The following is a 20,627-nucleotide window of genomic DNA, read 5'->3' as shown; positions in this document are numbered from 1 at the left end:
ACCGGGCAGGCTGACTCGAGTACGGGCCTTGACCCCGGATCCTGGACACCCGAGACACTTGGATCTTGAAGGTCCAGGAGAACGGATGTCCCGTGGTCATGAAGCACTACCCGCCTGAGTTCAAGGCGGACGCGGTCGCGCTGTACGAGTCGCGGCCCGGGGCGACGATCAAGTCGGTCGCCGCTGATCTGGGGGTCAACCCGGAGACGCTGAGGAACTGGATCCGGGCGGCCGGTGCCGCCCGTCCCCGTGGCCGCCGCCCGGAGGGTCCGGCGGTGCCGGAGTCTTCGCTTCAGGCAGAGCTCGCCGCCGCGCGGAAGAAGATCCGCGAGCTGGAGGAGGAACGCGAGCTCCTGCGGAAGGCCGCGAAGTATTTCGCCGGGGAGACGCGCTGGTGAACCGCTTCCAGTTCGTCTGCGACCACCAGCGCCGATACGGCGTGAAGCGGTTGTGCCAGGTCCTGGGCATCGCCCGCTCCAGCTTCTACTACTGGCGCCGGACCGCACCGGACCGGGCGGCCCGCCGGGCGGCCGACGCCCAGCTCGCCGCACGGATCCAAACCGTCCACCGGGAGTCGGACGGCACCTACGGTGTCCCCAGGATCACCGCCGAGCTCCGCGAGGACGGTGAGCGCGTCAACCACAAGCGCGTCGCCCGCCTCATGCGCACTGCCGGTATCGCCGGGACGCGCCTGCGCCGCAGACACCGCACCACGGTCCCGGACCCGGCCGCCGCGAAGGCGCCCGACCTGATCGGCCGGGACTTCACCGCCACGGAGCCGAACACCAGGTATGCCGGCGATATTACGTATCTCCCGCTGGACGGTGGGAAGTTCCTCTATCTCGCCACGGTCATCGACCTCGCCTCGCGCCGCCTGGCCGGATGGGCGCTGGCCGATCACATGCGGACCGAGCTCGTCACCGATGCCCTGGACGCGGCGATACGGACCCGCGGCAGCCTCGCGGGGGCCGTCATGCACAGCGACCACGGGGCGCAATACACCAGTCGGGCCTTCGCCCACGCCTGCGCGAAGGCCGGTGTCCGCCAGTCCATGAGCGCGGTCGGCAGCTCGGCGGACAACGCGCTGGCCGAGTCCTTCAACGCGACGTTCAAGCGGGAAACCCTCCAAGGCCGCAAGAGCTGGTCCAGCGAGCGCGAAGCCCGGCTCGACGCCTTCCGATGGCTGAACCGCTACAACACCCGACGCCGCCACTCACGACTCGGACAACGCAGCCCGATCGCCTACGAGACGGCACTCGCCGCAACATCAACTACGCTGGCTCAAGCCGCATAGCCCGTGTCCAGGATTCGGGGTCAAGGCCCCCCGCCGCCTCACCCTCCACCTGCCCGAACGCTGGCGCTGGTGTGACGACTTCACCGACCTGTGGACCGCCACCGGCCAGCGCATGCTCACCTGAACCACGCAGCCGACCTGACCACCCACGACCTGAAAAACCTCGGAGACCCCGCACCGGACGGCCACCCGGCCCATCGTGCTGCCCGCACCCCGAAAGATCACCCCGAGCCCGCCGGATACCGGAGACGAGAATTCACGCGGTGGATCCAGGAATCAACTTGGCCCAGTGCAGGTCTGCGTGGGCGGTGCTCCAGCAGGGCGCCAGGGTGGAGAATGATCACTGTCTCGACACGAAGGGGGAAGACCATGTCCGCTAACAACGACGTCTCGATCACCCACCAGCTCCCCGAGTACAAGTGGTCGAACGAGGAGACCGCCGCATACGAGGCTGCGGTTGAGGCGGTCAACGGTGCGGTGGGTGCCTACAGCGCGCTCATCGCCGCCGAAGAGAAAAAGTCCGAGCCCGACCCGGGTCGAATCGGCAAGGCTCGCGAAGCCCAGTCTCGCCTGGCCCGTGACCGTGAAAGGCTACGGTCGGCGGATGCCCAGCAGATCGCAGACGCGCGCGCACACTATGCGGCCCTGGCGCGCGACGTCCTGGCGAGTGTCGCGTGATAGACCCGGCAGAAGTCGAGCGGCACCGGCTGCCGGAGGAGGAGAACCAGCGCATCTTCCGCGAGCGGATCGTGCCCGACCTGCTGGATGGCCGGGTAGCGCAGGCGACTCCCACGGTGGTCTTCCTCGTCGGTCAGCCCGGCGCTGGCAAGAGTCGCGTCACCGAGATGGTGGCCGGTGTTCTTAACCAGCGCGGTGGGTTCGTGGACGTCGATAGCGACCTCTACAAGCCCTACCACCCTGCCTACGCAACCCTGATGGCGCAGGACGACACGCTGATGGCCGCGTACACGAGGGCCGACGGGCGAGCCTGGATGGCCCAGGCGGAGGAGTACGTACACTCGCACGGGCTGCACGCGATCATCCAAGAGACGTCCCAGAACAGCGCGGCCGTGGAAGAGAAGATGCGCGCCTACCGCCAGGTCGGTGTACGCCTAGAAGGCCTGTTCATGGGCGTCCCACAGGCCATGAGCAATCAGGGCATCGTCAGCCGATACTTCGAGCAGCTCGCTGACCGCGGGCAGGGGCGGCTGACGGTACAGGCGAACGCCGACGAGTCCTACAGCGGCACCCTCGATCTCGCCGACCGAGTCGATCGTGGCGCTCTGGTCGATCTCGCCAGCGTCTACCGCCGGGGAGAGAGCAAGCCCCGCTACAGCAACACCCTGAACGGCGGAACCTGGTCCAGTCCGCCAACGCTCTCGCAGGCTCTTGCCGCAGAGCGGTCCCGACCCTGGACGCAGACGGAGAGCGAATCTTTCGTCGCCACACAGCTACGCCTGCGGGAGGCCAGCCGGCAGCTCGGACCGGAGTGGCCTTCGCGACTGGAGCGCATCGAGAAGCAGGCGCGCCCCCTGCTGACCTCGGCGGCCGCGCAGAAGCTCGATCGGCCTCGGCGCCCGTCCAGCGCTGCTGGGTGGTCCCGAAGCACCACGCGGGGTAAGCGTCCTCCCCAACAGGGCGCGGGTACCGCGCAGGATGGGACGCCTCCCCGCCAGGGGGAAGGACCCGCGCAGCGGCGAGGCCGCAGCAAGTAGAGAGTGTTGGAGTCGGCCCAACGGCTGGCTGGTGACGCCGAGACTGGAGGCTCGCAAGCACCGGATCGGGCAGATCCACCAGGCGCGGGACCAGGTCAAGGCGTCGCTGCTCCGATGCCCCTACTCGGCCGGGTGACGGCGGCCACCCCGGCTCGCCGACACCCGGCGGGTGAGACCGGGCCACGAGCCGCTCGTCGGGGCCGGATCAGGTGTCGGGGTCGGACGACCGCCCCCCATGCTGTGCCCGAAGATCACCAGCGGCAGCTCGGGGCGCGCCGCCAGGGCGGTCTCAATCCCCTCGACCACGTCCGCCATCCGGGTCAACGGCGGCTCGCCCATCCGGGAGCCGTGGCCGGGCAGCTCTACGGCGGCTACCTCGGTGCCGTCGGGCAGGTGCCCGGCCCAGCGCGCGTACGCCTGGGCAGTGCCGCCGGCCGGCGGCAGGCAGGGGGTTGAGATTGGTAGGCGTCGTTGATCGTGTAGTCGGTGTTCGGCTGCCCGCTGTCGTGGATGGGGTGCGAGTGTCACGGGCTGTGGTCGCGTCCCTCCCGTGGGGCGAAGGCTGTGAGGGCGTCGGCGTCGGTGGCGCGAGCGTGCAGGAAGTAGTCGGCCCATTCGGTGATGTCGGGGTAGGACGAGTCCTGGTTGAGCTGGGTGGCCGCGGCTTGGAGGTCGAAGTGTGTGGTGCGGAGTTCGACGCCCGGGCCCAGGAGGGCCCAGTGTGCTCCGGTTCGTCCGTAGGGCATGCCAATGCTGCCGGGGTTGATCACGAGTCGGCCGTGGGCGAGGCGAACGAACGGCATGTGGGTGTGGCCGCAGACCACGGTGCGGATGTCGGTATCGAGTCCGTTGAAGACTTCCTTCCAGCGGTCGAGGCGGGAGTCGACCAGGACTACCTCCTCGTCGTTGCGGGGGGTGGCGTGGCAGAACAGCACCTTTCCCAGGCCGTTCACGGGCAGGGAGAGTGATCGTGGAAGTGAGCTGAGAGGGCGTTAAGTCCGTTTCTGATAGCGGCCACGTCCGGGCTGCTCGAGGAATCCCTGGCGAACGAGTCGTCCCAGGCGGGAGCGGGTGACGTTGATCGAGGGCTCGTCGTCGGGCAGACCGAGATGTTCGTGCAGGTCGCGGACGCGGAATACCTTCTCGGGGTGCTCGTTGAAGGCAGTCACGATGCGCTGGTAGACAGTGGCGGTGTCCGCGGGGGCCGGTTCGTAGTCGGGCGGGGCGAGGCTGTCGATGACCTTGCGGGTGGTGGCGAGTTCGGCCCCCTCTCTGTCAGCCTTGGGTGAGACGCCCCGCTTCGGCGGGTTAGCCTGAGAGGGCACGACAGGAGAACCACCCCCTCATGACCAGCACCAAGCCTGCCGGATCCGACCCGGCTCCCCGGCCGAAGCGCCGCACTTTCAGCCCCGAGTACAAGCTGCGGATCGTGGCCGAGTACGACGCCGCGCCCAAGAACGAGAAGGGCGCAATCCTGCGCCGCGAGCGGCTGTACCACTCGCACGTCAAGGAATGGCGGGCCGCGCGGGATGCCGGGGCTCTGGAGAAGCTGGTCGACAAGCGCACCAGCCCGGCGAGGCCGAAGAAGTCTGCTGCCGAGGCGGAGAACGAGAGACTGCGCCGCCAGGTGGAACGGCTGGAGAAGGAACTGGCCCGCAACAAGGCCGCGTTGGAGGTAATGGGAAAAGCTTCCGCGCTCTTGGAAATGATCTCCGAGGGCGCGGACTGAAGGCTGCCGCCGACCCGGTGGTCGACGACGCGTTCACCGGCGTCGAGGGCAGGCTGGGCGTGACGGCCGCGTGCCGGCTGACCGGTCGATCGAGGGCCACCCACTACCGCCGGCTGCAGCCCCCGCCACCGTGCAGGCCCCGCTCGCCGCGGGTCCAGCCCGCGGCTCTGACGGCCGAAGAGCGGGCTGCGGTACTGGAGTTGATGAACCGCGACGAATACGCCGAGCTGCCACCCGCGCAGATCTGGGCCCGCGAGCTGGATGCCGGGCGCTATCACTGCTCCGTCTCCACGATGTACCGGATCCTGCGCGAAAGGGGGCAGTCCGGTGAGCGCCGCCGCCAGGCCACCCATCCCGCCAAGACGGTGCCCGAGCTGGTGGCCACCGCCCCGTCGCAGGTGTTCACCTGGGACATCACCAAGACGGCCGGACCGGCCAAGGGCATCTGGTACCACGCCTACGTCATCATCGACATCTTCAGCCGCTACATCGTCGGCCACACCGTCGAACTCGCCGAATCGGCCGGACGGGCCGAGGAGTTGATCCGCGAGACCATCGCCCGCAACGGGATCGTGCCCGAGACCGTGCACGCGGACCGCGGCACCTCGATGACGAGCAAGAAGGTCTCCCAGCTGCTCATCGATCTCGGAGTGACAAGGTCGCACTCCCGGCCGAAGGTCTCCAACGACAACCCTTACAGCGAGGCACAGTTCAAGACCACGAAGTACATGTCGGACTATCCCGAACGGTTCGACTCACTGGCCCACGCCCGCGAGTGGTTCGACGCGTTCATCGCGTACTACAATCATGAGCATCGGCATTCGGGCATCGGCTGGCACACGCCCGCTTCCGTCCACTTCGGGACCGCCGAGGAGGTCCGCGACCAGCGGGCCGTCACCCTCGCCGAGGCATACGCCCGCCACCCCGAACGCTTCGGCCGCCGCCCCCGACCACCCGAGATACCCCAGACCGCCTGGATCAACGACCCAGCCAAGCGCCGCGAACCCACACCACAAATCTCATAGCGTCACGACCGTCTCACTGGACTTGAAATCTTCCGACCGCACCTTCCGCGAGGACGACTCCAAGGTCCGCACCGCCCACCTGCCCCGCACCATGGCCAGCCTGCGCAACCTCGCCATCGGCCTCCACCGCCAGGACGGCGCGACCAACATCGCCGCAGCCCTCCGCCGAGCCGCCCGCGACTACCGCCGCCCCTTGACCGCCCTCGGCCTCACCGGATGAAACCGGACAAGATCACTTCACGCAATGACCCTGCTCTGTGCGTGCTGCTCTACCTGATGGGCAGCCAGGAGGTCGGCGGCCACGTCGAACTGAGGCAGGTGGACATCGCCGAGGCCCTGGAGATGGATCCCTCCCAGGTCTCGCGAGCCCAGGCGAAACTCAAGAGGCTCGGCCTGGCCTACTCGCCCAAGAAGGGCTCCATCCAGCTCCAGCCCGCCGCGACCCTCCGAGGAGGGCTGAAAACCGTCGACAAGCCTGTCCGGGGTGCGGCCAAGCGGCAGGTCAAAGTACATGTGGATCAACTGAGCCTCCTCAACGAACTGGTGGTGGACCAGGACGTTCCCGAGGAGTTCAGGAAGATGGCCCTCCCCGGTGCGCAGCTCCCGGACCCCGGGAAGAAGCGCAGGCGGAAGGCGGCCACGCAGAAGCAGACACCGGAGGCGTGAAGATGAGGACTGCAGCGTCAGTGAACCCGGAGCCGCCAGAGCTGACGTACGGCACCTTCAACGGTTTCGCCTACATGCCCGCGATGCCCGGGATCGCCTACCGAGTGCTCTTCAGGCTCCTCGGGACGCAGGAGCCGGGGGGACGCTGCCTCGTTACCGAGGACGAGCTGGCCGATGCTTTGGAGGTCCACCGTTCCTTGGTGGGGCGTGGCCTCCAGGCCCTCATCCACGCGCGGCTCGTCTTCCGGCAGACGAAGGGCGTCTACCTTCTCAATCCGATGATCAGCGGGGGGAGAAGCGTCACGGAGCACCTCGAGGCCATCGGGACACTCGACCCGGACGACCGCCTGGACGTTGACGACTACCAGGAGCGTTACGACACGGCCGTGGAGCAGGCGAAGCTGGAGAAGGAAGCGAAGCGTCTGGGGCGTAAGACGACGCGCCCAGCGGCGGCCGCCGAGAAGGCGACCACTGCCGAGAAGGCAGATGTTCTGCAGCTTTCCACCGTGCGAAGGCGGTCGCGACGTAGGCCGTCCCAGTAGAGCTGCCACCGGAGCCACTGATGCCCCCGCTGGAAGCGTTGGCATCAGTGTGTCTGGATTTCGATGGGTGAAGACATGGGCACCCTTCCGTACGCCATTCGTACGGGATAAGGGCGGTGCTCGTACGGTGCTGGGGTGGTTCTTGGATAGGGTGCCAGCAGGAGGTGCCCATGTCCGAGTTGTTTGACGCGGTCGACGCGCTGGTCGCGTCGCGTTCGCCGCTGCCGCCGCCCGCGGAGCGCAAGCGGCTGCGTCAGGCGCACGGGCTGACCTTGGACGAAGTGGCCGCCGCTCTGAAGGTGCGCCGTGCCACGGTCAGTGGGTGGGAGGCGGGTAGGACCGAGCCCCGGCCGCCGGAGCGGGACGCGTATGCGCGGATGCTGAAGCAGCTCGCGGATCTCTATCCCGCGCCTGTTCACAGCGGTGCGCCCGAGCAGGACGAGGCGCACCGGCCCGCAGCATTCTCCGATGCTTCGCCCGGAGACCGGGGCGAGGAGAGAGGCAAGGGTGAGGGATCGCGCCGGGCATCTGGCTCTGGGGACGCTGCCTCGAGTGCGGTCGGCCAGATTCCCGTGTCACGGCTGGCGCGTGCCTCCGAGCCGGTGACGACCGCACGGCGCCCGGGAGCGGGGCAGGCTGCGGCAGGCTCCGGTGACGCGTACGAGAACGGCCCCCTCGCGGTCATCGATGTGGTCGACGGGCAGGTGTCGGGGTACTGCACCGGTGGTCTCGTCCTGGACGTGCCCGCCAAGTCCCTTCCGGCCCTGGTCGACTGGGCGCTGCACGAAGCCTGCCTGGGGCAGCCCAGGCTCTCCGGCCCGGGCAAGGACGCCGACCCGCTGCTCGTGCTCACCGAGGCCGCGCTGGAGCGTTACGGACTCCCCCGTACCCTCACGGACGAGGAGCGGCTCGCCGGGCGGATCCCGGAGGGGCACAAGGTCGTCCGGCAGCTCGCGCGCGCCGACTGGAAGCTCACCAAGCGCGGATTCGGGCCGTGGGCGCGGATCTACCGCCCGGCACAGGGCTCGAAGCGGGCCTGCGTGCAGCTGTGTGTCCCGTCGTGGCACGCGCTCGACGCCCGGCACTGGGGGAACGCCGCCGGCCTGCCGCCCGCCGAGCTGGCCCGGGTGCTGGGCGTCTACGCGTCCCGGGTGATGACGCCGCGTGGCTCCACCGCCGTCACCGGCCTGGAGCTGATGACCGCCCTGCACCCGCCGACCCGTGCCTCCGGGCCCGACGGCGACGGCAGGCGGCACTCCGAGCACAACCCCGGCAGCCTGGGGGCGGAACCGGTCGACCCGGCGCCCTGCGAGGCGCCCGACGGACATCCGTTGCTCAAGGACCTGCCGCGTTTCCATGTGCGGGGTCCGCAGGAGAAGCTGTTCGAGGAGGCGTGCGACTGGGCGCGGCCGCTCAACGACGAGGAGTGCATGCGCCGCCACCTGGTCGGTATCGACGTGAACATGGCCTTCGCCGCCGGTGCCAACGGTCTGGTCGTGGGCACCGGTGTGCCGACGCGCGTGAAGGCTCCGGTGTTCGATGCGACGCTGCCCGGTTCGTGGCTGGTCGACCTGTCGCATGTCGACCTGTCCCGGGTGCGGATCGGCAAGGACCGGTGGGCGGACCTGGACGGCAGTCTGCTGCCTAGCCCGTTCACGCCGGCAGGCGAGCGGCCCGAGGGCCCGGCCTGGTACGCGACGCCGACCGTCGCCTACGCGGTGGAGCTGGGGTACGACGTACGCCCCGTCGAGGCGTGGGTGCGCTACGACAACGGCCGCTACCTGGACAGCTGGTACGGCCGTCTGCGCGATGCCTACCTCGCCACGATGGCGGACCTCGGTGTGCACCCGGACCTGGCGCCGGCCGAGTTCCTGGCGGCCATGGACGGCTACAAGGAGCGGGACCCGGAGCTGGCCGTCGTCGTCTCGGCGATCAAGGCGACCGTCAAGGGCGGGCTGGGGAAACTGCGGGAGCGCCCGCGGGGTGAGGGGTGGCGTCCCGGTGAGCCGTGGCGGGCGCTGGCCCGTCCGACGTGGCGGCCGGACATCCGGGCGGCGGTCATCTCCCGTACGCGGGTCAATCTGCACCGGAAGATCGTCAAGCACGCGGCGTTCACCGGGCAGTACCCGGTCGCCGTCCTCTCTGACTGCGTCGTGTACGCGGCCGACGGGGCGTCGCCGCTGGACTTCCTGCCCTACCGGGAGGGCAAGCCGCTGCCCGGCGGTTTCAAGCTGGGGGTCAACCCGGGTCTGGTCAAGCACGAGGGCACCCAGACCGTTCTGTGGGGCGAGGAGGTCCGTGAGCGGTTCGACGCCCCGGAGCTGAACCTCGCCCGCTACATCAAGGACGGTACGGTCACCGACGTCGACACCGGAGAGTAGGAGCAGGTGATGGCCCTGTTCGGGGACGGCCTGGAGGCCGCGGTGCAGAAGGCGTTCACCCGCCCGGCGCCCAAGAGCGCGGGTGCGCAGATGCGTTACCTCGTCAAGCAGCTCAAGGGCACCAGGTCGGTCGCCGGGCTGCTGGGGGTCAGCCAGCGCACCGTGGAACGGTACGTGAAGAACCAGATCAGGAAGCCGCGCCCAGAACTGGCGGCCCGCCTGGAGCGCGAGGTCCGGCAGCGGTGGCAGCCACAGATCCGGGCCGAGGCGCGGCGCAGGGCGGCGACCACCGGGGGGATCGTCATCGACACCCGGGCGCGGATCGGGTACACCGCGCCGGTCGGTACGACCGACGACGCCCGCGTCCGGCACCTCACCGTCGCGCTCCCGCCCCAGCACGCAGCTCGTCTCTTCGACGCCCAGCAGGCGGGCGCGGGGGAACAACGGCTGCGGCAGATCACCGCCGAGGGCCTCAAGGAGGTGTACTTCCAGGAGAGCGGCCGCCGCGCCGGCTCCCTGGAGGAGATCCGCTTCACGGATGTGGAGCAGATCGATTTCGAGCTGTAGGGAGCGGCGGGGGAGGGCGTTGCTGGTGGGGTTCGCGGCGTTCGTGTACAGCACGGACGTCACGGCGAGGGTGTGGCCGAGCCCGGCCAGCCGGCCAGCCGGGCGGCGAGGGCGTCGGTCCGCTCAGGGGAGAGCGGGGTGAGGGCCAGTCGGCGGGTCGGTGGGCGGAAGAAGTCGGCCCGGACATCGCCCTCCGCCTCCAGCAGGCCGAAGAGGACGGTGCCGGGGACATACGCGCAGGACGCGAGCGCAGGGAGGGTCCGGCCCGGTCGAGGAAGTCCTCGATGTCTTCGGTGAGATGCCAGGCGTCCAGGAGCATGCCTCGTGATCGGGGACGGGCTAGGGGGGCGGGGGAGCGGTTCGTCGAAGACGGGTGAAGGCCTGGGGCGCGCGCACGGGGGTTGCACGGGCCGCTCGGCATCTGCTTGAGGGGTCCTTGAGTCGCTGCGGTCGCTCAGCCGCTGCGGTGGCCGGGGCGGCGGGGCGGTGGAAGAGTGGCGGGGCCGCGACGCGGCCACCGAGTGACAGCGACGCACCTGAGGGCAGCCGTCCCCGTCGATCCGTCAAATTCGCAGGTCACGGCCTCAAGTGGAGGGCGTCGGCGACTGAAGCGATGTGATGTGCGGGCGCCGGATGGGGAGGGGACTCATGACATGAGCCCGCGTGAGTCAAATGTCGGGATATTGAGTCGCTTCAGTCGCTGCTCCAGTCTTCGTGCGCCCCTGACCTGGCTCTTTGTCAGGTCTGGAGACAGTGGCCGAAAGGTGTCCGGTCCTTCGGTCGGGTCCCTGGCTCGCGGTGGCGAGATCGGTGCGCGTCGTTTCAGTTCTTTCTCAGGTCTCCTTCAGTAACGTTCGTTTCGCTAGTCTGTTTGAGTCGTTCAGTCGCTTGGGTCGCTGTGGGGGGATGCGCATGGCTTCTGAGCTGCGTTTTTTGTGCAGCGACTTAAGACGTCCAGAGGCTCCTCCACCGAGGGCTTCTCGGCCGCCGTCAACCGGCCGGGGAGGCCGCGCATGATGCGCGACCACCAGAAGAGCCTCCTCGACGCGAAGGACGTGGCCCGGCAGATCCTCACCCGGACGACGGGAGCCGGGGGAGAGGCAACCGCCGACGGGCTGCTGCCGGACACACTCAGCGACCGCGGCAACGCCAAGCTGTTCGTCCGGCTCTACGCCAACGACTACCGGCACGTACCCGGCCTCGGCTGGTTCCGATGGGACAACACCCGCTGGCAGGCCGACGAGGACGGCACGGTGCTCTGGGCCGCGGGCGACCTGGCGGAATCGCTCGCGACGATTGATCCGCGCGGGCTGTTCACCACCACGGCCCTCCAGCAGCACCGCCGGCGGGCCCTGAGCACCACCGGACTGAACGCGTTCCTCACACAGGCCCGGACAGCGCCCGGCATGGTGCTCAACGCCGCCCGCCTCGACGCCGATCCGTACGCGCTGTGCACCCCCGAGGGGGTCGTGGACCTGCGTACGGGACTGAGCAGGATTCCGGACCCCAGCAAGGACCTGCACTCCCGCTCCACCGCGGCCGCCCCCGAGCCGATGCCCACGCCGCGCTGGCACCGGTTCCTCACCGACACCTTCGGTGAGGACCAGGAGGGCGCGGAGATGATCGACTTCCTGCACCTGCTGCTGGGGTACTCGGTGACCGGGGACGTGGGCGGGCAGGTCATGCCGTTTCTCTTCGGCTCCGGCCGCAACGGCAAGTCCGTCCTGCTGGACGTGCTGATGAAGTTGCTCGGCGACTACGCCGACGCCGCGCCGCCCGGCTTCCTGATGGCCCGCCCCTACGAGGGCCACCCCACCGACCTCGCGGAACTTCACGGCCGCCGGGTCGTCGTGTGCAGCGAGGTCAAGCCCGGGGAGCGCTTCGACGAAGCCCGGGTCAAACTGCTGACGGGCGGCGACCGCATCAAGGCGCGCCGGATGCGGCAGGACTTCTTCAGCTTCGAACCCACGCACAAGCTGTGGCTGCTGGGCAACCACCGGCCCGAGGTGGGCACCGGCGGCTACGCGTTCTGGCGGCGTATGCGGCTGCTCCCGTTCGAGCGGGTCGTCCCCTACGACGGCAAGATCGACAACCTGGCCGACGTCCTCGTCACCGAGGAGGGCCCCGGCATTCTCAACTGGCTGATCCTGGGCGCCCGTCGGTATCTGAGCGGCGAGAGGGACCTGACCGGGCCCGAGCGTGTCCGGATCGCCACCAACGCCTACGCCGAGACCGAGGACCACACCGGGCGCTTCCTCGGCGAGTCCTGCCGGATGGAGGGCGGCCTCAAGGCGGAACAGGCCAGGCTCTACGCGGCCTACAGGGACTGGTGTCAGAAGGAGGGGTCCCCGGCCGTCTCGTCGCGTGCCTTCGCCGCACGGGCCCGAGAAGTGGTGGGACTGGCCTCTCCCAAGGAGATGATCCTGTCCAACCAGCGCAAGTACTACCCGGGCATCGGACTGGTCGCCGACGAGGAGACAGCATGAGCGCCCTCATCGAGGAGTGCGAGATCGACAACGAGGTCGACCTCGTCTGGCTCGAGGACGTCGGCGGTCTCGACTACGTGCGGCAGAGCCTGGACCGGCTGCCGAACCGCCAGAGCAAGCCCCCCTACCACCGGGACGGCCGCATGGTATGCCCTGCTGGGACCCGAGGCCAGGCCTTCTCGTTCGTCGGGCACCTTCCGCCGCCGTGTCTTCTGGCTGCTGCCGCACGACCGGGACTCCGAACCGAAGGGCCTGTACGCCACCGGCACGCCCGCCGAGGCCGTGGATCCGCGCACGCTGGCGCCCGGCGGCAAGGGCCGCAAGACCGAGCGGTCCGAGGGCGGTCCGCCGTCGGCGGCGCCACGGGAGCCGGGGGGCACGCTGCCGCTGTAGCCGTCTTCCCCCTGGACGCGGCGGGCATTGCGAAGAACCGTCCGCCCGGCATATTTTCGTCCCGGCAGGGAGCCGGACGGCTTCCCGCGGAGCTCGCCGCTCCCGTCCACGCGCCGGCCCGACCGCGTCCCGCGCCTGTGCCCGCCGTCCTGGCAGTGCCCGTCAGCCACGGCGAGACCGCGCCGCAGGGGGGGCGGGCCCTGGTCCGCACAGCAGGGGGAGGCCGGGATGGCACGCGAGTTGCACGTGGATGTAGTGGTCGTGGGCGGGGGCCCGGTCGGCATGGTCGTCGCCTGCGAACTGGCGGGCTACGGAGTGAGTACCGTGGTCTTCGAGGCGAGGGCGTCGGTGTCCGGTCGGCCCAGGGCGACGACGCTCCACGCGCGTACGGTGCAGTGCCTGGTGCGGCGCGGTCATCTCGGCGGGCTGGCGAGCGTGGGCGGGCCCGGCAGCGCCCCGGCGAGCAGCCCTTTCCACTTCGCGGGCATACCGGGGCTGGCCATCTCCGTGCCGGCCATGGAGCCCGAGCCGGTCCTGAAATGCTCGCAGGAAGAGCTGGAGCGGCATTTCGAGGAGCGGGCCCGGACGGCCGGAGCGCGGATCCTGCGCGGGCACCGGGTCACCGAGGTACGGCCGGAGCGGGACGGGGTCCGCATCACGGCGGAAGGGCCGCACGGCCCGGTGAGCTGTGCGGCGCGGTACGTGGTGGGGGCCGACGGTGCGCGCAGCACGGTGCGGGAGCGGTCGGGTTTCGTCTCGGACTCGTATCCCGCGACGGTGTCCGCGATGGCGGGTGATGTCAGGCTCGGTGAGGGGGCCGCTATGGGTGCCGGGTGGCACCGCACACCGCGCGGCTGGATCGTGGCCAAGGACATACCGGGTGGCCGGACGCGTCTGCGTATCCTCGACTGCGCCGGCCCCCACGGTGACCGCGGACAGCCGCTCACCCTGGAGGAACTGCGCGAGGAGGTGTCCCGGATCGCCGGACGGGACATTCCCATGGCGGCGCCGCAGTGGCTGAGCAGGTTCAGCGACTTCTCACGGCTCGTGCGGTCCTATCGGTCGGGACGCGTCCTGCTGGCCGGGGACGCGGCGCACGTGCACTTCCCGATCGGCGGCCAAGGGCTGAGCACGGGGCTGCTCGACGCGGTCAACCTGGGCTGGAAGCTCGCGTTCACGGTGCGCGGCGAGGCGGGCGAGGACCTGCTCGACAGCTACGACCTGGAACGCCGGCCCGCCGCGCAGCGGGTCATCGACAACACGCGGGCCCAGGTCGCCCTGATGCGACCCGGCCCCGAACTCGACCCGCTGCGAGCCCTGTTCGGTGAGCTGCTGGCCGGGGGCGCGGAGAGCGGCGTACTGAGTGCCATGATCAGTGCCCAGGACACGGTGCTGCCCGCACACGCCCCGAGGTCCTCCTCGTGGGAGGGGAGATTCCTGCCCAACGTGGGCCTGACCACGGCCCGCGGCCGGACCGACGTGATCGGCCTGCTGCGCGAGGGGCGGCCCCTGCTGCTCCTCCTCGGGGAGCAGGGCAGGAGCGGCTACGAAGGGCAGGCGCGGGGCTGGGCCGGAGTGCTGCGCGTGGTGCGTGCCGAACCGGGACCGGACATCCCGTGCGACGCGCTGCTCGTCCGGCCCGACGGGTACGTCGCCTGGGCCGCGGGCGGTGCGGACCTGACAGCGGTCCTGACGGCCTGCTTCGGAAGCCCGGTCGGTGTCGACGCGGGCCTGTGACGGCGCGGAAGAGGGTGCGTCAGACCCTCTGGCTCACCGGCTGTGCGGTCAGAGCCGGGCCCGCAGTTCGGCGGTGACGGCCTCACCCCGGCCGGCGGTCAGGTCGACGGAGGCGAGCACGGAGGACAGGGCCACGCTGGGGAGCAGGTGCCGCAGCAGGGCGGAGGACCGGGTCAGCAGGTCCTGGTACTCGCAGACGGCCTGTGACATGGCCTGGACGCCGGCGAACGCCCCCACCAGGACGTCGGCGGTTTCGGGCGCGGTGACGTAACAGGACCGCTCGGGTACCGGAAGCCATTGGTCCTGCTCGTGGAGCACACCCTGGGAGAGGTGCTCCTTGGAGGGGAAATGGAAGTAGAGCGCGCCCTTGGTCACCCCCGCCTCGGAGGACTACCGGGCCGTAGCCGAGGCGGTGCGCGAGATCGCCGCAGCCGAGGTCAGGGAGCTGCTCGACGCCGGGCCCGAGCGGTTCGCCTCCGCCGTGGAGGACGTCGAGCGGCGGCTCAACGACGCGACGAGCCGGTCCAGACACGTGAACGGCGCCTCGTCGTACCGGTCCTGGCGCCCCGGGTACTGCACCGCCACCACGTCGAAGTCCGCCGGCAGGGCGCGCGCGAGCTGCGTGTACGCCGTCGCGGAGCCCCCCGCGTGCGGGAAGCACACGAGCCGCGGCCCGTTTCCCGCGCTCGTGGTGAAGCGCCGAAACCATTCGCTGTTCACAGTGGGTGTGTCCCTTCGTCCGTGCCGGCCGACCGGCCCGGCACTGCGCGGAAGGCCCGCCGGTGCCCACGGGGGTGGGGGGCGCCGACGGGCGACCGGATGCCCCGCGAGGGCTCAAGCCCGTCCACACCGGAGCTCACGACCCGAGCGTCACGCCCCGCCCTCGACGGCTGCTCGCGGACCGCTGGAGAGCCGCCCGGCCGGCGTCATCCCGCGCTCCATCCGGCTTCGAGCGACGTGACAGAGGCTTCTCGGTGGTTCATGACGACGGCCGGAAGGGGACCTCATGACCGCCCTGGACGACAAGCCCGTCGGGCGGCGGCGCGGCACGGTCGCCGAACTCGAGGCCGTACGGGAGGCCCTGCGTGAGGGGCCCGGGGAGAAGGCCACCGCGGCACAGCACGCCAAGGGCAAGCTCACCGCCCGCGAACGCCTCGCACTCCTCTTCGACGACGGCCGCTTCACCGAGGTCGAAGGGCTGCGCCGGCACCGCGCGACCGGCTTCGGCCTGGAGGACCGTCGCCCCCACACCGACGGTGTGGTCACCGGCTGGGGCCGGGTGTGGGGACGTACCGTCTTCGCGTACGCCCACGACTTCCGGATCTTCGGCGGCTCCCTCGGCGAGGCGCACGCCGAGAAGATCCACAAGATCATGGACATGGCCGCCACCGCCGGCGCCCCCATCGTGGGCCTGTGCGACGGCGCCGGGGCCCGCATCCAGGAAGGCGTGTCCGCGCTCGCCGGCTACGGCGGGATCTTCCAGCGCAATGTCCGCAACTCCGGGGTCGTCCCGCAGATCAGCGTCATGATGGGCCCCTGCGCGGGCGGGGCGGCCTACTCACCGGCCCTGACCGACTTCGTGTTCATGGTGCGCGGCACCTCCCAGATGTTCATCACGGGTCCGGAGGTGGTGAAGGCCGTCACCGGAGAACGCATCAGCCAGGACGACCTGGGCGGCGCCGACGCCCACGCCGCCGGCTCCGGAGTCGCCCACTTCGCCTACGACGACGAGGAGAGCTGCCTCGCCGACGTCCGCCACCTGCTGTCCTACCTGCCCGCCAACAACCGCGAGCTGCCGCCAGCCCAGCCCTGCGGCGACCGGCCCGACCGGCCCACCCCGGCCCTGTACGACCTGGTGCCGGCCGAGCCCCGGCACGCCTACGACATGCGGGGGTCATCGAGGAGTTCGTCGACGCCGGCGACTACTTCGAGGTCCACGAGGCCTGGGCGCCCAACATGGTGTGCGCCCTGGCCCGCCTGGACGGCCACACCGTCGGCATCGTCGCCAACCAGCCCGCCTCCCTCGCCGGGGTCCTCGACATCAAGGGCAGCGAGAAGGCGGCCCGCTTCGTGCAGATGTGCGACTCCTTCAACATCCCGCTCGTGACCCTGGTGGACGTGCCCGGGTTCCTGCCCGGCGTCGATCAGGAACACGGCGGCATCATCCGGCACGGCGCGAAACTCCTCTACGCGTACTGCAACGCCACCGTCCCCCGTATCCAGCTGATCCTGCGCAAGGCCTACGGGGGCGCCTACATCGTCATGGACTCCCGCTCCATCGGCTCGGACCTGTCGCTGGCCTGGCCCGGCAACGAGATCGCGGTGATGGGCGCGGAGGGGGCCGCGGGCGTCGTCTTCCGGCGCGAGATCGCGGCCGCCGACGATCCCGAGGCCGCCCGCGAGCAGTACGTCAAGGAGTACCGGGACCGGCTCATGCACCCGTACTACGCCGCCGAACGCGGCCTGGTGGACGACGTCATCGACCCCGCCGAAACCAGGGTCAGACTGATCGACGCGCTCGCCGTACTGCGCACCAAGCACGTGGCGCAACCCTCACGCAAGCACGGCAACCAGCCCCAGTGACGCGCCTGGCCCGCGCCCGCGGGCCAGCAACGACAGGAGTCGACACACTCATGTCCGTGGAAACCACCGCCCCCGCCGTCGCGGGGACGGTCGACAAAGAAGTCCGCCGGCTGGACCGGGTGGTGATCAGGTTCGCGGGGGACTCGGGTGACGGAATGCAGCTCACCGGCGACCGTTTCACCTCGGAGACCGCGTCGTTCGGGAACGACCTGTCGACGCTGCCGAACTTCCCGGCCGAGATCCGGGCGCCCGCCGGCACGCTGCCGGGCGTCTCGTCCTTCCAGCTGCACTTCGCCGACCACGACATCCTCACCCCCGGCGACGCGCCGAACGTGCTGGTGGCGATGAATCCCGCGGCGCTCAAAGCGAACGTGGGCGATCTGCCGCGCGGCGCGGAGCTGATCGTGAACACGGACGAGTTCACCCGACGGGCGATGCAGAAGGTCGGCTATGAGGTGTCGCCGCTGGAGGACGGCTCGCTGGACGGCTTCCCTGTGCATCCGGTGCCGCTGACCACGCTGACCGTCGAGGCCCTCAAGGAGTTCGACCTCAGCCGCAAGGAGGCCGAGCGCAGCAAGAACATGTTCGCGCTGGGGCTGCTGTCGTGGATGTACCACCGGCCCACGGAGGGCACGGAGGCGTTCCTGAGGTCGAAGTTCGCGAAGAAGCCGGACATCGCGGCGGCGAACATCGCCGCGTTCCGGGCGGGCTGGAACTTCGGGGAGACCACGGAGGACTTCGCGGTCTCCTACGAGGTGGCGCCGGCGGGCAGGGCGTTCCGGCCGGGCACCTACCGCAACATCTCGGGGAACCTGGCCCTGTCGCTGGGGCTGGTCGCGGCGTCGCGTCAGGCGGACCTGCCGCTGTTCCTGGGGTCGTATCCGATCACGCCGGCCTCGGACATCCTGCACGAGCTGTCGAAGCACAAGACCTTCGGTGTGCGTACGTTCCAGGCCGAGGACGAGATCGCGGGGATCGGGGCGGCGCTGGGCGCGGCGTTCGGCGGTTTGCTGGCAGTGACGACGACGTCGGGGCCGGGGGTGGCGCTGAAGTCGGAGACGATCGGGCTGGCCGTCTCCCTGGAGCTGCCCCTGCTGGTGGTGGACATCCAGCGCGGCGGCCCGTCGACGGGGCTGCCGACCAAGACAGAGCAGGCGGACCTGTTGCAGGCGATGTACGGGCGCAACGGCGAGGCCCCGGTTCCGGTGGTCGCGCCGCGTACTCCGGCGGACTGTTTCGACGCGGCGCTGGAGGCGGCCCGGATCGCGCTGGTCTACCGCACCCCGGTCTTCCTCCTGTCCGACGGCTACCTCGCCAACGGCTCGGAGCCTTGGCGGGTCCCCGAGACCGATGAGCTGCCGGATCTGGCGGTGCGGTTCGCGCAGGGCCCGAACCACACCCTGGACGACGGCACGGACGTGTTCTGGCCCTACAAGCGCGACCCGCACACCCTGGCCCGGCCGTGGGCGGTGCCGGGCACGCCCGGTCTGGAGCACCGGATCGGCGGCATCGAGAAGCAGGACGGCACCGGGAACATCTCCTACGACCCGGCCAACCACGACTTCATGGTCCGCACCCGCCAGGCCAAGATCGACGGCATCACCGTCCCCGACCTCGAGATCGACGACCCGGACGGGGCGAACACGCTGGTGCTGGGCTGGGGTTCGACGTACGGGCCGATCACGGCGGCCGTGCGCCGCATCCGCGCCCAGGGCGGCCACATCGCCCAGGCCCACCTGCGCCACCTCAACCCCTTCCCGGCCAACCTCGGCGAGGTACTCACCCGGTACGAGCGCGTCGTCGTCCCGGAGATGAACCTCGGTCAGCTCGCCACCCTCATCCGCGCCAAGTACCTCATCGACACCTACTCCTACACCCAGGTCAACGGCATGCCGTTCAAGGCGGAACAGCTCGCCACCGCGCTCAAGGAGGCCATCGATGGCCACTGAACTCACTCTCACGGCGAAGGACTTCAAGTCCGATCAGGAGGTGCGCTGGTGCCCGGGGTGCGGTGACTACGCCGTGCTGGCGGCCGTGCAGGGCTTCATGCCGGAACTGGGCCTGGCCAGGGAGAACATCGTCTTCGTCTCCGGCATCGGCTGCTCCTCCCGCTTCCCGTACTACATGAACACCTACGGGATGCACTCCATCCACGGCCGCGCCCCCGCCATCGCCACCGGCCTGGCCACCTCCCGCCGCGACCTGTCCGTCTGGGTCGTCACCGGCGACGGCGACGCCCTCTCCATCGGCGGCAACCACCTCATCCACGCCCTGCGCCGCAACGTCAACCTCAAGATCCTCCTGTTCAACAACCGGATCTACGGCCTGACCAAGGGCCAGTACTCCCCCACCAGCGAAGTCGGCAAGATCACCAAATCCACGCCGATGGGCTCCCTCGACGCACCCTTCAACCCGGTCTCCCTCGCGCTGGGCGCCGAAGCCTCCTTCGTGGCCCGCACCGTCGACTCCGACCGCAAACACCTCACCGAGGTCCTGCGCCAGGCCGCCGACCACCCCGGCACCGCCCTGGTGGAGATCTACCAGAACTGCAACATCTTCAACGACGGCGCCTTCGACGCCCTCAAGGACAAGCAACGCGCCCAGGAAGCCGTCATCCGCCTCGAACACGGACAGCCCATCCGCTTCGGCACCGACAACGCCAAGGGCGTCGTCCGCGACCCGGCCACCGGCGACCTCGACGTCGTCACCGTCACCCCCGGAAACGAGGCCGACATCCTCGTCCACGACGCCCACGCCGCGTCCCCCACCACCGCCTTCGCTCTCTCCCGCCTCGCCGACCCCGACACCCTCCACCACACCCCCATCGGCGTCCTGCGCTCCGTCGACCGGCCCGTCTACGACACCCTCATGGCCGACCAGCTCGACACCGCCGTCGAACACAGCGGCAAGGGCGACCTCGCCACCCTCCTCGCAGGCGGCGACACCTGGACCGTCGTCGGCTGACTCCGGACGCCCTGGTGGACTGGGACGCGGCCGAGAAGCTGGGCGAGCCGGGGAAGTACCCCTTCACCCGGGGGTCTACCCGTCGATGTACACGGGCCGGCCGTGGACGATGCGTCAGTACGCCGGTTTCGGCACGGCGACGGAGTCGAACGCCCGGTACAAGCAGCTGCGCGCGGGACGTACATCTTCCCGCCCAAGCCCTCGCTGCGCCTGATCGGCGCTTCCACACCCGGACGGCGGGCGTGCAGCTGACGGCACCGAGTCGCTGCACACCAACTCCTTCGACGAGGAGGAGCCGTACGAGCCGCTCCGCGTCGACCCGGCCATCGAGGCCCAGCAGGCCGAACGGCTGGCGCGGCTGCGCGCCGGGCGCGACCAGGTGGCCGTCGACACCGCCCTCACCGCACTGAAGAAGACAGCCGACGGCGAGGACAACGTCCTCTACCCGAGGAGGGACGCCCTGCGCGCCCGCGCCACCGCCGGCGAGGTCTGCAACGCCCTGCGGGAGATCTGGGGCACATACGTGCCGACGGACCCCTACTGAC

The 20,627-nt window shown here is 70.1% G+C and carries 18 protein-coding genes and 4 pseudogenes; 17 read left to right on the top strand and 5 right to left on the bottom strand.

The features are described 5' to 3' along the window. Nucleotides 1-92 precede the first annotated feature (92 nt). From JEK78_RS00395 to JEK78_RS00385, 3 genes are all read left to right on the top strand, one after another. Nucleotides 93-1,294, top strand: a protein-coding gene (locus tag JEK78_RS00395) for an IS3 family transposase (RefSeq protein WP_200263920.1) whose coding sequence is annotated in 2 segments (ribosomal slippage) — nt 93-384 and nt 384-1,294 — 1,203 coding nt in all. Because the reading frame shifts where the segments join, the coding sequence is not laid out codon by codon here. A 369-nt stretch (nt 1,295-1,663) separates the two neighbouring features. Next, nucleotides 1,664-1,972, top strand: a complete 309-nt coding sequence (locus JEK78_RS00390; protein ID WP_242483207.1) for a hypothetical protein — start codon at nt 1,664-1,666, stop codon at nt 1,970-1,972. Then, a complete protein-coding gene (locus tag JEK78_RS00385) occupies nt 1,969-3,009 on the top strand; it encodes a zeta toxin family protein (RefSeq protein WP_200262093.1) in 1,041 nt (346 codons plus the stop codon). The genes JEK78_RS00390 and JEK78_RS00385 overlap by 4 nt, the downstream gene beginning before the upstream one ends. A gap of 120 nt (nt 3,010-3,129) precedes the next feature. On the opposite strand, the gene JEK78_RS00380 is transcribed toward JEK78_RS00385, so the two are convergent. The 3 genes and pseudogenes from JEK78_RS00380 to JEK78_RS00370 all read right to left on the bottom strand — a co-directional run bounded on the left by JEK78_RS00380 (nt 3,130) and on the right by JEK78_RS00370 (nt 4,334). Next, complete coding sequence (locus JEK78_RS00380; protein WP_200262092.1) at nt 3,130-3,624, bottom strand: alpha/beta fold hydrolase; 495 nt, start codon at nt 3,622-3,624, stop codon at nt 3,130-3,132. Then, a pseudogene (locus JEK78_RS00375) lies at nt 3,534-3,995 on the bottom strand (metallophosphoesterase family protein); the annotation flags it as partial. The gene JEK78_RS00380 and the pseudogene JEK78_RS00375, both read right to left, overlap by 91 nt. Nucleotides 3,996-4,001: 6 nt before the next feature. Next, nucleotides 4,002-4,334 (bottom strand): hypothetical protein, encoded by a 333-nt coding sequence (locus JEK78_RS00370; RefSeq protein ID WP_242483206.1) that lies wholly within the window; start codon nt 4,332-4,334, stop codon nt 4,002-4,004. A gap of 20 nt (nt 4,335-4,354) precedes the next feature. Between JEK78_RS00370 and JEK78_RS00365 the strand changes: the two genes are divergently transcribed. The 10 genes and pseudogenes from JEK78_RS00365 to JEK78_RS00325 all read left to right on the top strand — a co-directional run bounded on the left by JEK78_RS00365 (nt 4,355) and on the right by JEK78_RS00325 (nt 14,535). After that, nucleotides 4,355-4,738: a transposase gene (locus tag JEK78_RS00365; RefSeq protein ID WP_200262091.1), complete on the top strand. Its 384-nt coding sequence runs from the start codon at nt 4,355-4,357 to the stop codon at nt 4,736-4,738. 17 nt (nt 4,739-4,755) lie between these two features. Beyond that, nucleotides 4,756-5,763 (top strand): IS3 family transposase, encoded by a 1,008-nt coding sequence (locus tag JEK78_RS00360; RefSeq protein ID WP_200262090.1) that lies wholly within the window; start codon nt 4,756-4,758, stop codon nt 5,761-5,763. A 22-nt stretch (nt 5,764-5,785) separates the two neighbouring features. Continuing rightward, a complete protein-coding gene (locus JEK78_RS00355; RefSeq protein WP_242483205.1) occupies nt 5,786-5,983 on the top strand; it encodes a hypothetical protein in 198 nt (65 codons plus the stop codon). Next, complete coding sequence (locus JEK78_RS00350) at nt 5,980-6,429, top strand: hypothetical protein (protein WP_200262089.1); 450 nt, start codon at nt 5,980-5,982, stop codon at nt 6,427-6,429. Before JEK78_RS00355 ends, JEK78_RS00350 begins: the two co-directional genes overlap by 4 nt. A gap of 2 nt (nt 6,430-6,431) precedes the next feature. After that, nucleotides 6,432-6,971 carry a hypothetical protein gene (locus tag JEK78_RS00345; RefSeq protein ID WP_200262088.1) on the top strand — a complete coding sequence of 180 codons (540 nt, stop codon included), beginning with the start codon at nt 6,432-6,434 and terminating at the stop codon, nt 6,969-6,971. Between the two features lie 170 nt (nt 6,972-7,141). Beyond that, nucleotides 7,142-9,352 (top strand): helix-turn-helix transcriptional regulator, encoded by a 2,211-nt coding sequence (locus JEK78_RS00340; protein ID WP_200262087.1) that lies wholly within the window; start codon nt 7,142-7,144, stop codon nt 9,350-9,352. A gap of 9 nt (nt 9,353-9,361) precedes the next feature. Continuing rightward, a complete protein-coding gene (locus JEK78_RS00335; protein ID WP_200262086.1) occupies nt 9,362-9,919 on the top strand; it encodes an XRE family transcriptional regulator in 558 nt (185 codons plus the stop codon). A 1,013-nt stretch (nt 9,920-10,932) separates the two neighbouring features. Continuing rightward, nucleotides 10,933-12,405 carry a phage/plasmid primase, P4 family gene (locus tag JEK78_RS00330; RefSeq protein WP_242483204.1) on the top strand — a complete coding sequence of 491 codons (1,473 nt, stop codon included), beginning with the start codon at nt 10,933-10,935 and terminating at the stop codon, nt 12,403-12,405. Continuing rightward, nucleotides 12,402-12,798 (top strand): annotated as a pseudogene (locus JEK78_RS23110) (DUF6009 family protein). The gene JEK78_RS00330 and the pseudogene JEK78_RS23110 overlap by 4 nt, the downstream one beginning before the upstream one ends. A 228-nt stretch (nt 12,799-13,026) precedes the next feature. Further along, nucleotides 13,027-14,535, top strand: coding sequence for an FAD-dependent monooxygenase (locus JEK78_RS00325; protein ID WP_200262085.1), 1,509 nt, complete (start codon nt 13,027-13,029; stop codon nt 14,533-14,535). Between the two features lie 48 nt (nt 14,536-14,583). On the opposite strand, the gene JEK78_RS00320 is transcribed toward JEK78_RS00325, so the two are convergent. Then, nucleotides 14,584-14,910, bottom strand: a complete 327-nt coding sequence (locus JEK78_RS00320; RefSeq protein WP_200262084.1) for a hypothetical protein — start codon at nt 14,908-14,910, stop codon at nt 14,584-14,586. A gap of 15 nt (nt 14,911-14,925) precedes the next feature. Then, entirely contained in the window at nt 14,926-15,255 is a 330-nt protein-coding gene (locus JEK78_RS23735) for a thioesterase domain-containing protein (protein ID WP_200262083.1), read from the bottom strand. 286 nt (nt 15,256-15,541) lie between these two features. Between JEK78_RS23735 and JEK78_RS00310 the strand changes: the two are divergent. From JEK78_RS00310 to JEK78_RS00295, 4 genes and pseudogenes are all read left to right on the top strand, one after another. Then, nucleotides 15,542-17,118 (top strand): annotated as a pseudogene (locus tag JEK78_RS00310) (acyl-CoA carboxylase subunit beta). A gap of 50 nt (nt 17,119-17,168) precedes the next feature. Further along, on the top strand, nt 17,169-19,067 hold the full coding sequence (locus JEK78_RS00305; protein ID WP_200262082.1) for a 2-oxoacid:acceptor oxidoreductase subunit alpha: 1,899 nt from the start codon (nt 17,169-17,171) through the stop codon (nt 19,065-19,067). After that, nucleotides 19,057-20,082, top strand: coding sequence for a 2-oxoacid:ferredoxin oxidoreductase subunit beta (locus JEK78_RS00300; RefSeq protein ID WP_200262081.1), 1,026 nt, complete (start codon nt 19,057-19,059; stop codon nt 20,080-20,082). Before JEK78_RS00305 ends, JEK78_RS00300 begins: the two co-directional genes overlap by 11 nt. Next, nucleotides 20,064-20,626: pseudogene (locus tag JEK78_RS00295) on the top strand (methylmalonyl-CoA mutase family protein). The gene JEK78_RS00300 and the pseudogene JEK78_RS00295 overlap by 19 nt, the downstream one beginning before the upstream one ends. Nucleotide 20,627 lies beyond the last annotated feature (1 nt).

The organism is Streptomyces sp. HSG2 (assembly GCF_016598575.1).
Taxonomy (GTDB): Bacteria; Actinomycetota; Actinomycetes; order Streptomycetales; family Streptomycetaceae; genus Streptomyces.
The sequence above is the reverse complement of the archived record's forward strand: the minus strand, read 5'-3'. Positions and strand labels throughout refer to the sequence as shown.

Excerpts from the sequence above, each read along its gene's own strand:
- JEK78_RS00390 (WP_242483207.1), top strand. The coding sequence starts at position 1,664 with ATGTCCGCTAACAACGACGTCTCGATCACCCACCAGCTCCCCGAGTAC.
- JEK78_RS00380 (WP_200262092.1), bottom strand. The coding sequence starts at position 3,624 with ATGGGCCGACTACTTCCTGCACGCTCGCGCCACCGACGCCGACGCCCT.
- JEK78_RS00335 (WP_200262086.1), top strand. The coding sequence starts at position 9,362 with ATGGCCCTGTTCGGGGACGGCCTGGAGGCCGCGGTGCAGAAGGCGTTC.
- JEK78_RS00350 (WP_200262089.1), top strand. The coding sequence starts at position 5,980 with ATGAAACCGGACAAGATCACTTCACGCAATGACCCTGCTCTGTGCGTG.
- JEK78_RS00300 (WP_200262081.1), top strand. The coding sequence starts at position 19,057 with ATGGCCACTGAACTCACTCTCACGGCGAAGGACTTCAAGTCCGATCAG.
- JEK78_RS00305 (WP_200262082.1), top strand. The coding sequence starts at position 17,169 with ATGTCCGTGGAAACCACCGCCCCCGCCGTCGCGGGGACGGTCGACAAA.
- JEK78_RS00325 (WP_200262085.1), top strand. The coding sequence starts at position 13,027 with ATGGCACGCGAGTTGCACGTGGATGTAGTGGTCGTGGGCGGGGGCCCG.
- JEK78_RS00340 (WP_200262087.1), top strand. The coding sequence starts at position 7,142 with ATGTCCGAGTTGTTTGACGCGGTCGACGCGCTGGTCGCGTCGCGTTCG.
- JEK78_RS00345 (WP_200262088.1), top strand. The coding sequence starts at position 6,432 with ATGAGGACTGCAGCGTCAGTGAACCCGGAGCCGCCAGAGCTGACGTAC.
- JEK78_RS00365 (WP_200262091.1), top strand. The coding sequence starts at position 4,355 with ATGACCAGCACCAAGCCTGCCGGATCCGACCCGGCTCCCCGGCCGAAG.
- JEK78_RS00330 (WP_242483204.1), top strand. The coding sequence starts at position 10,933 with ATGATGCGCGACCACCAGAAGAGCCTCCTCGACGCGAAGGACGTGGCC.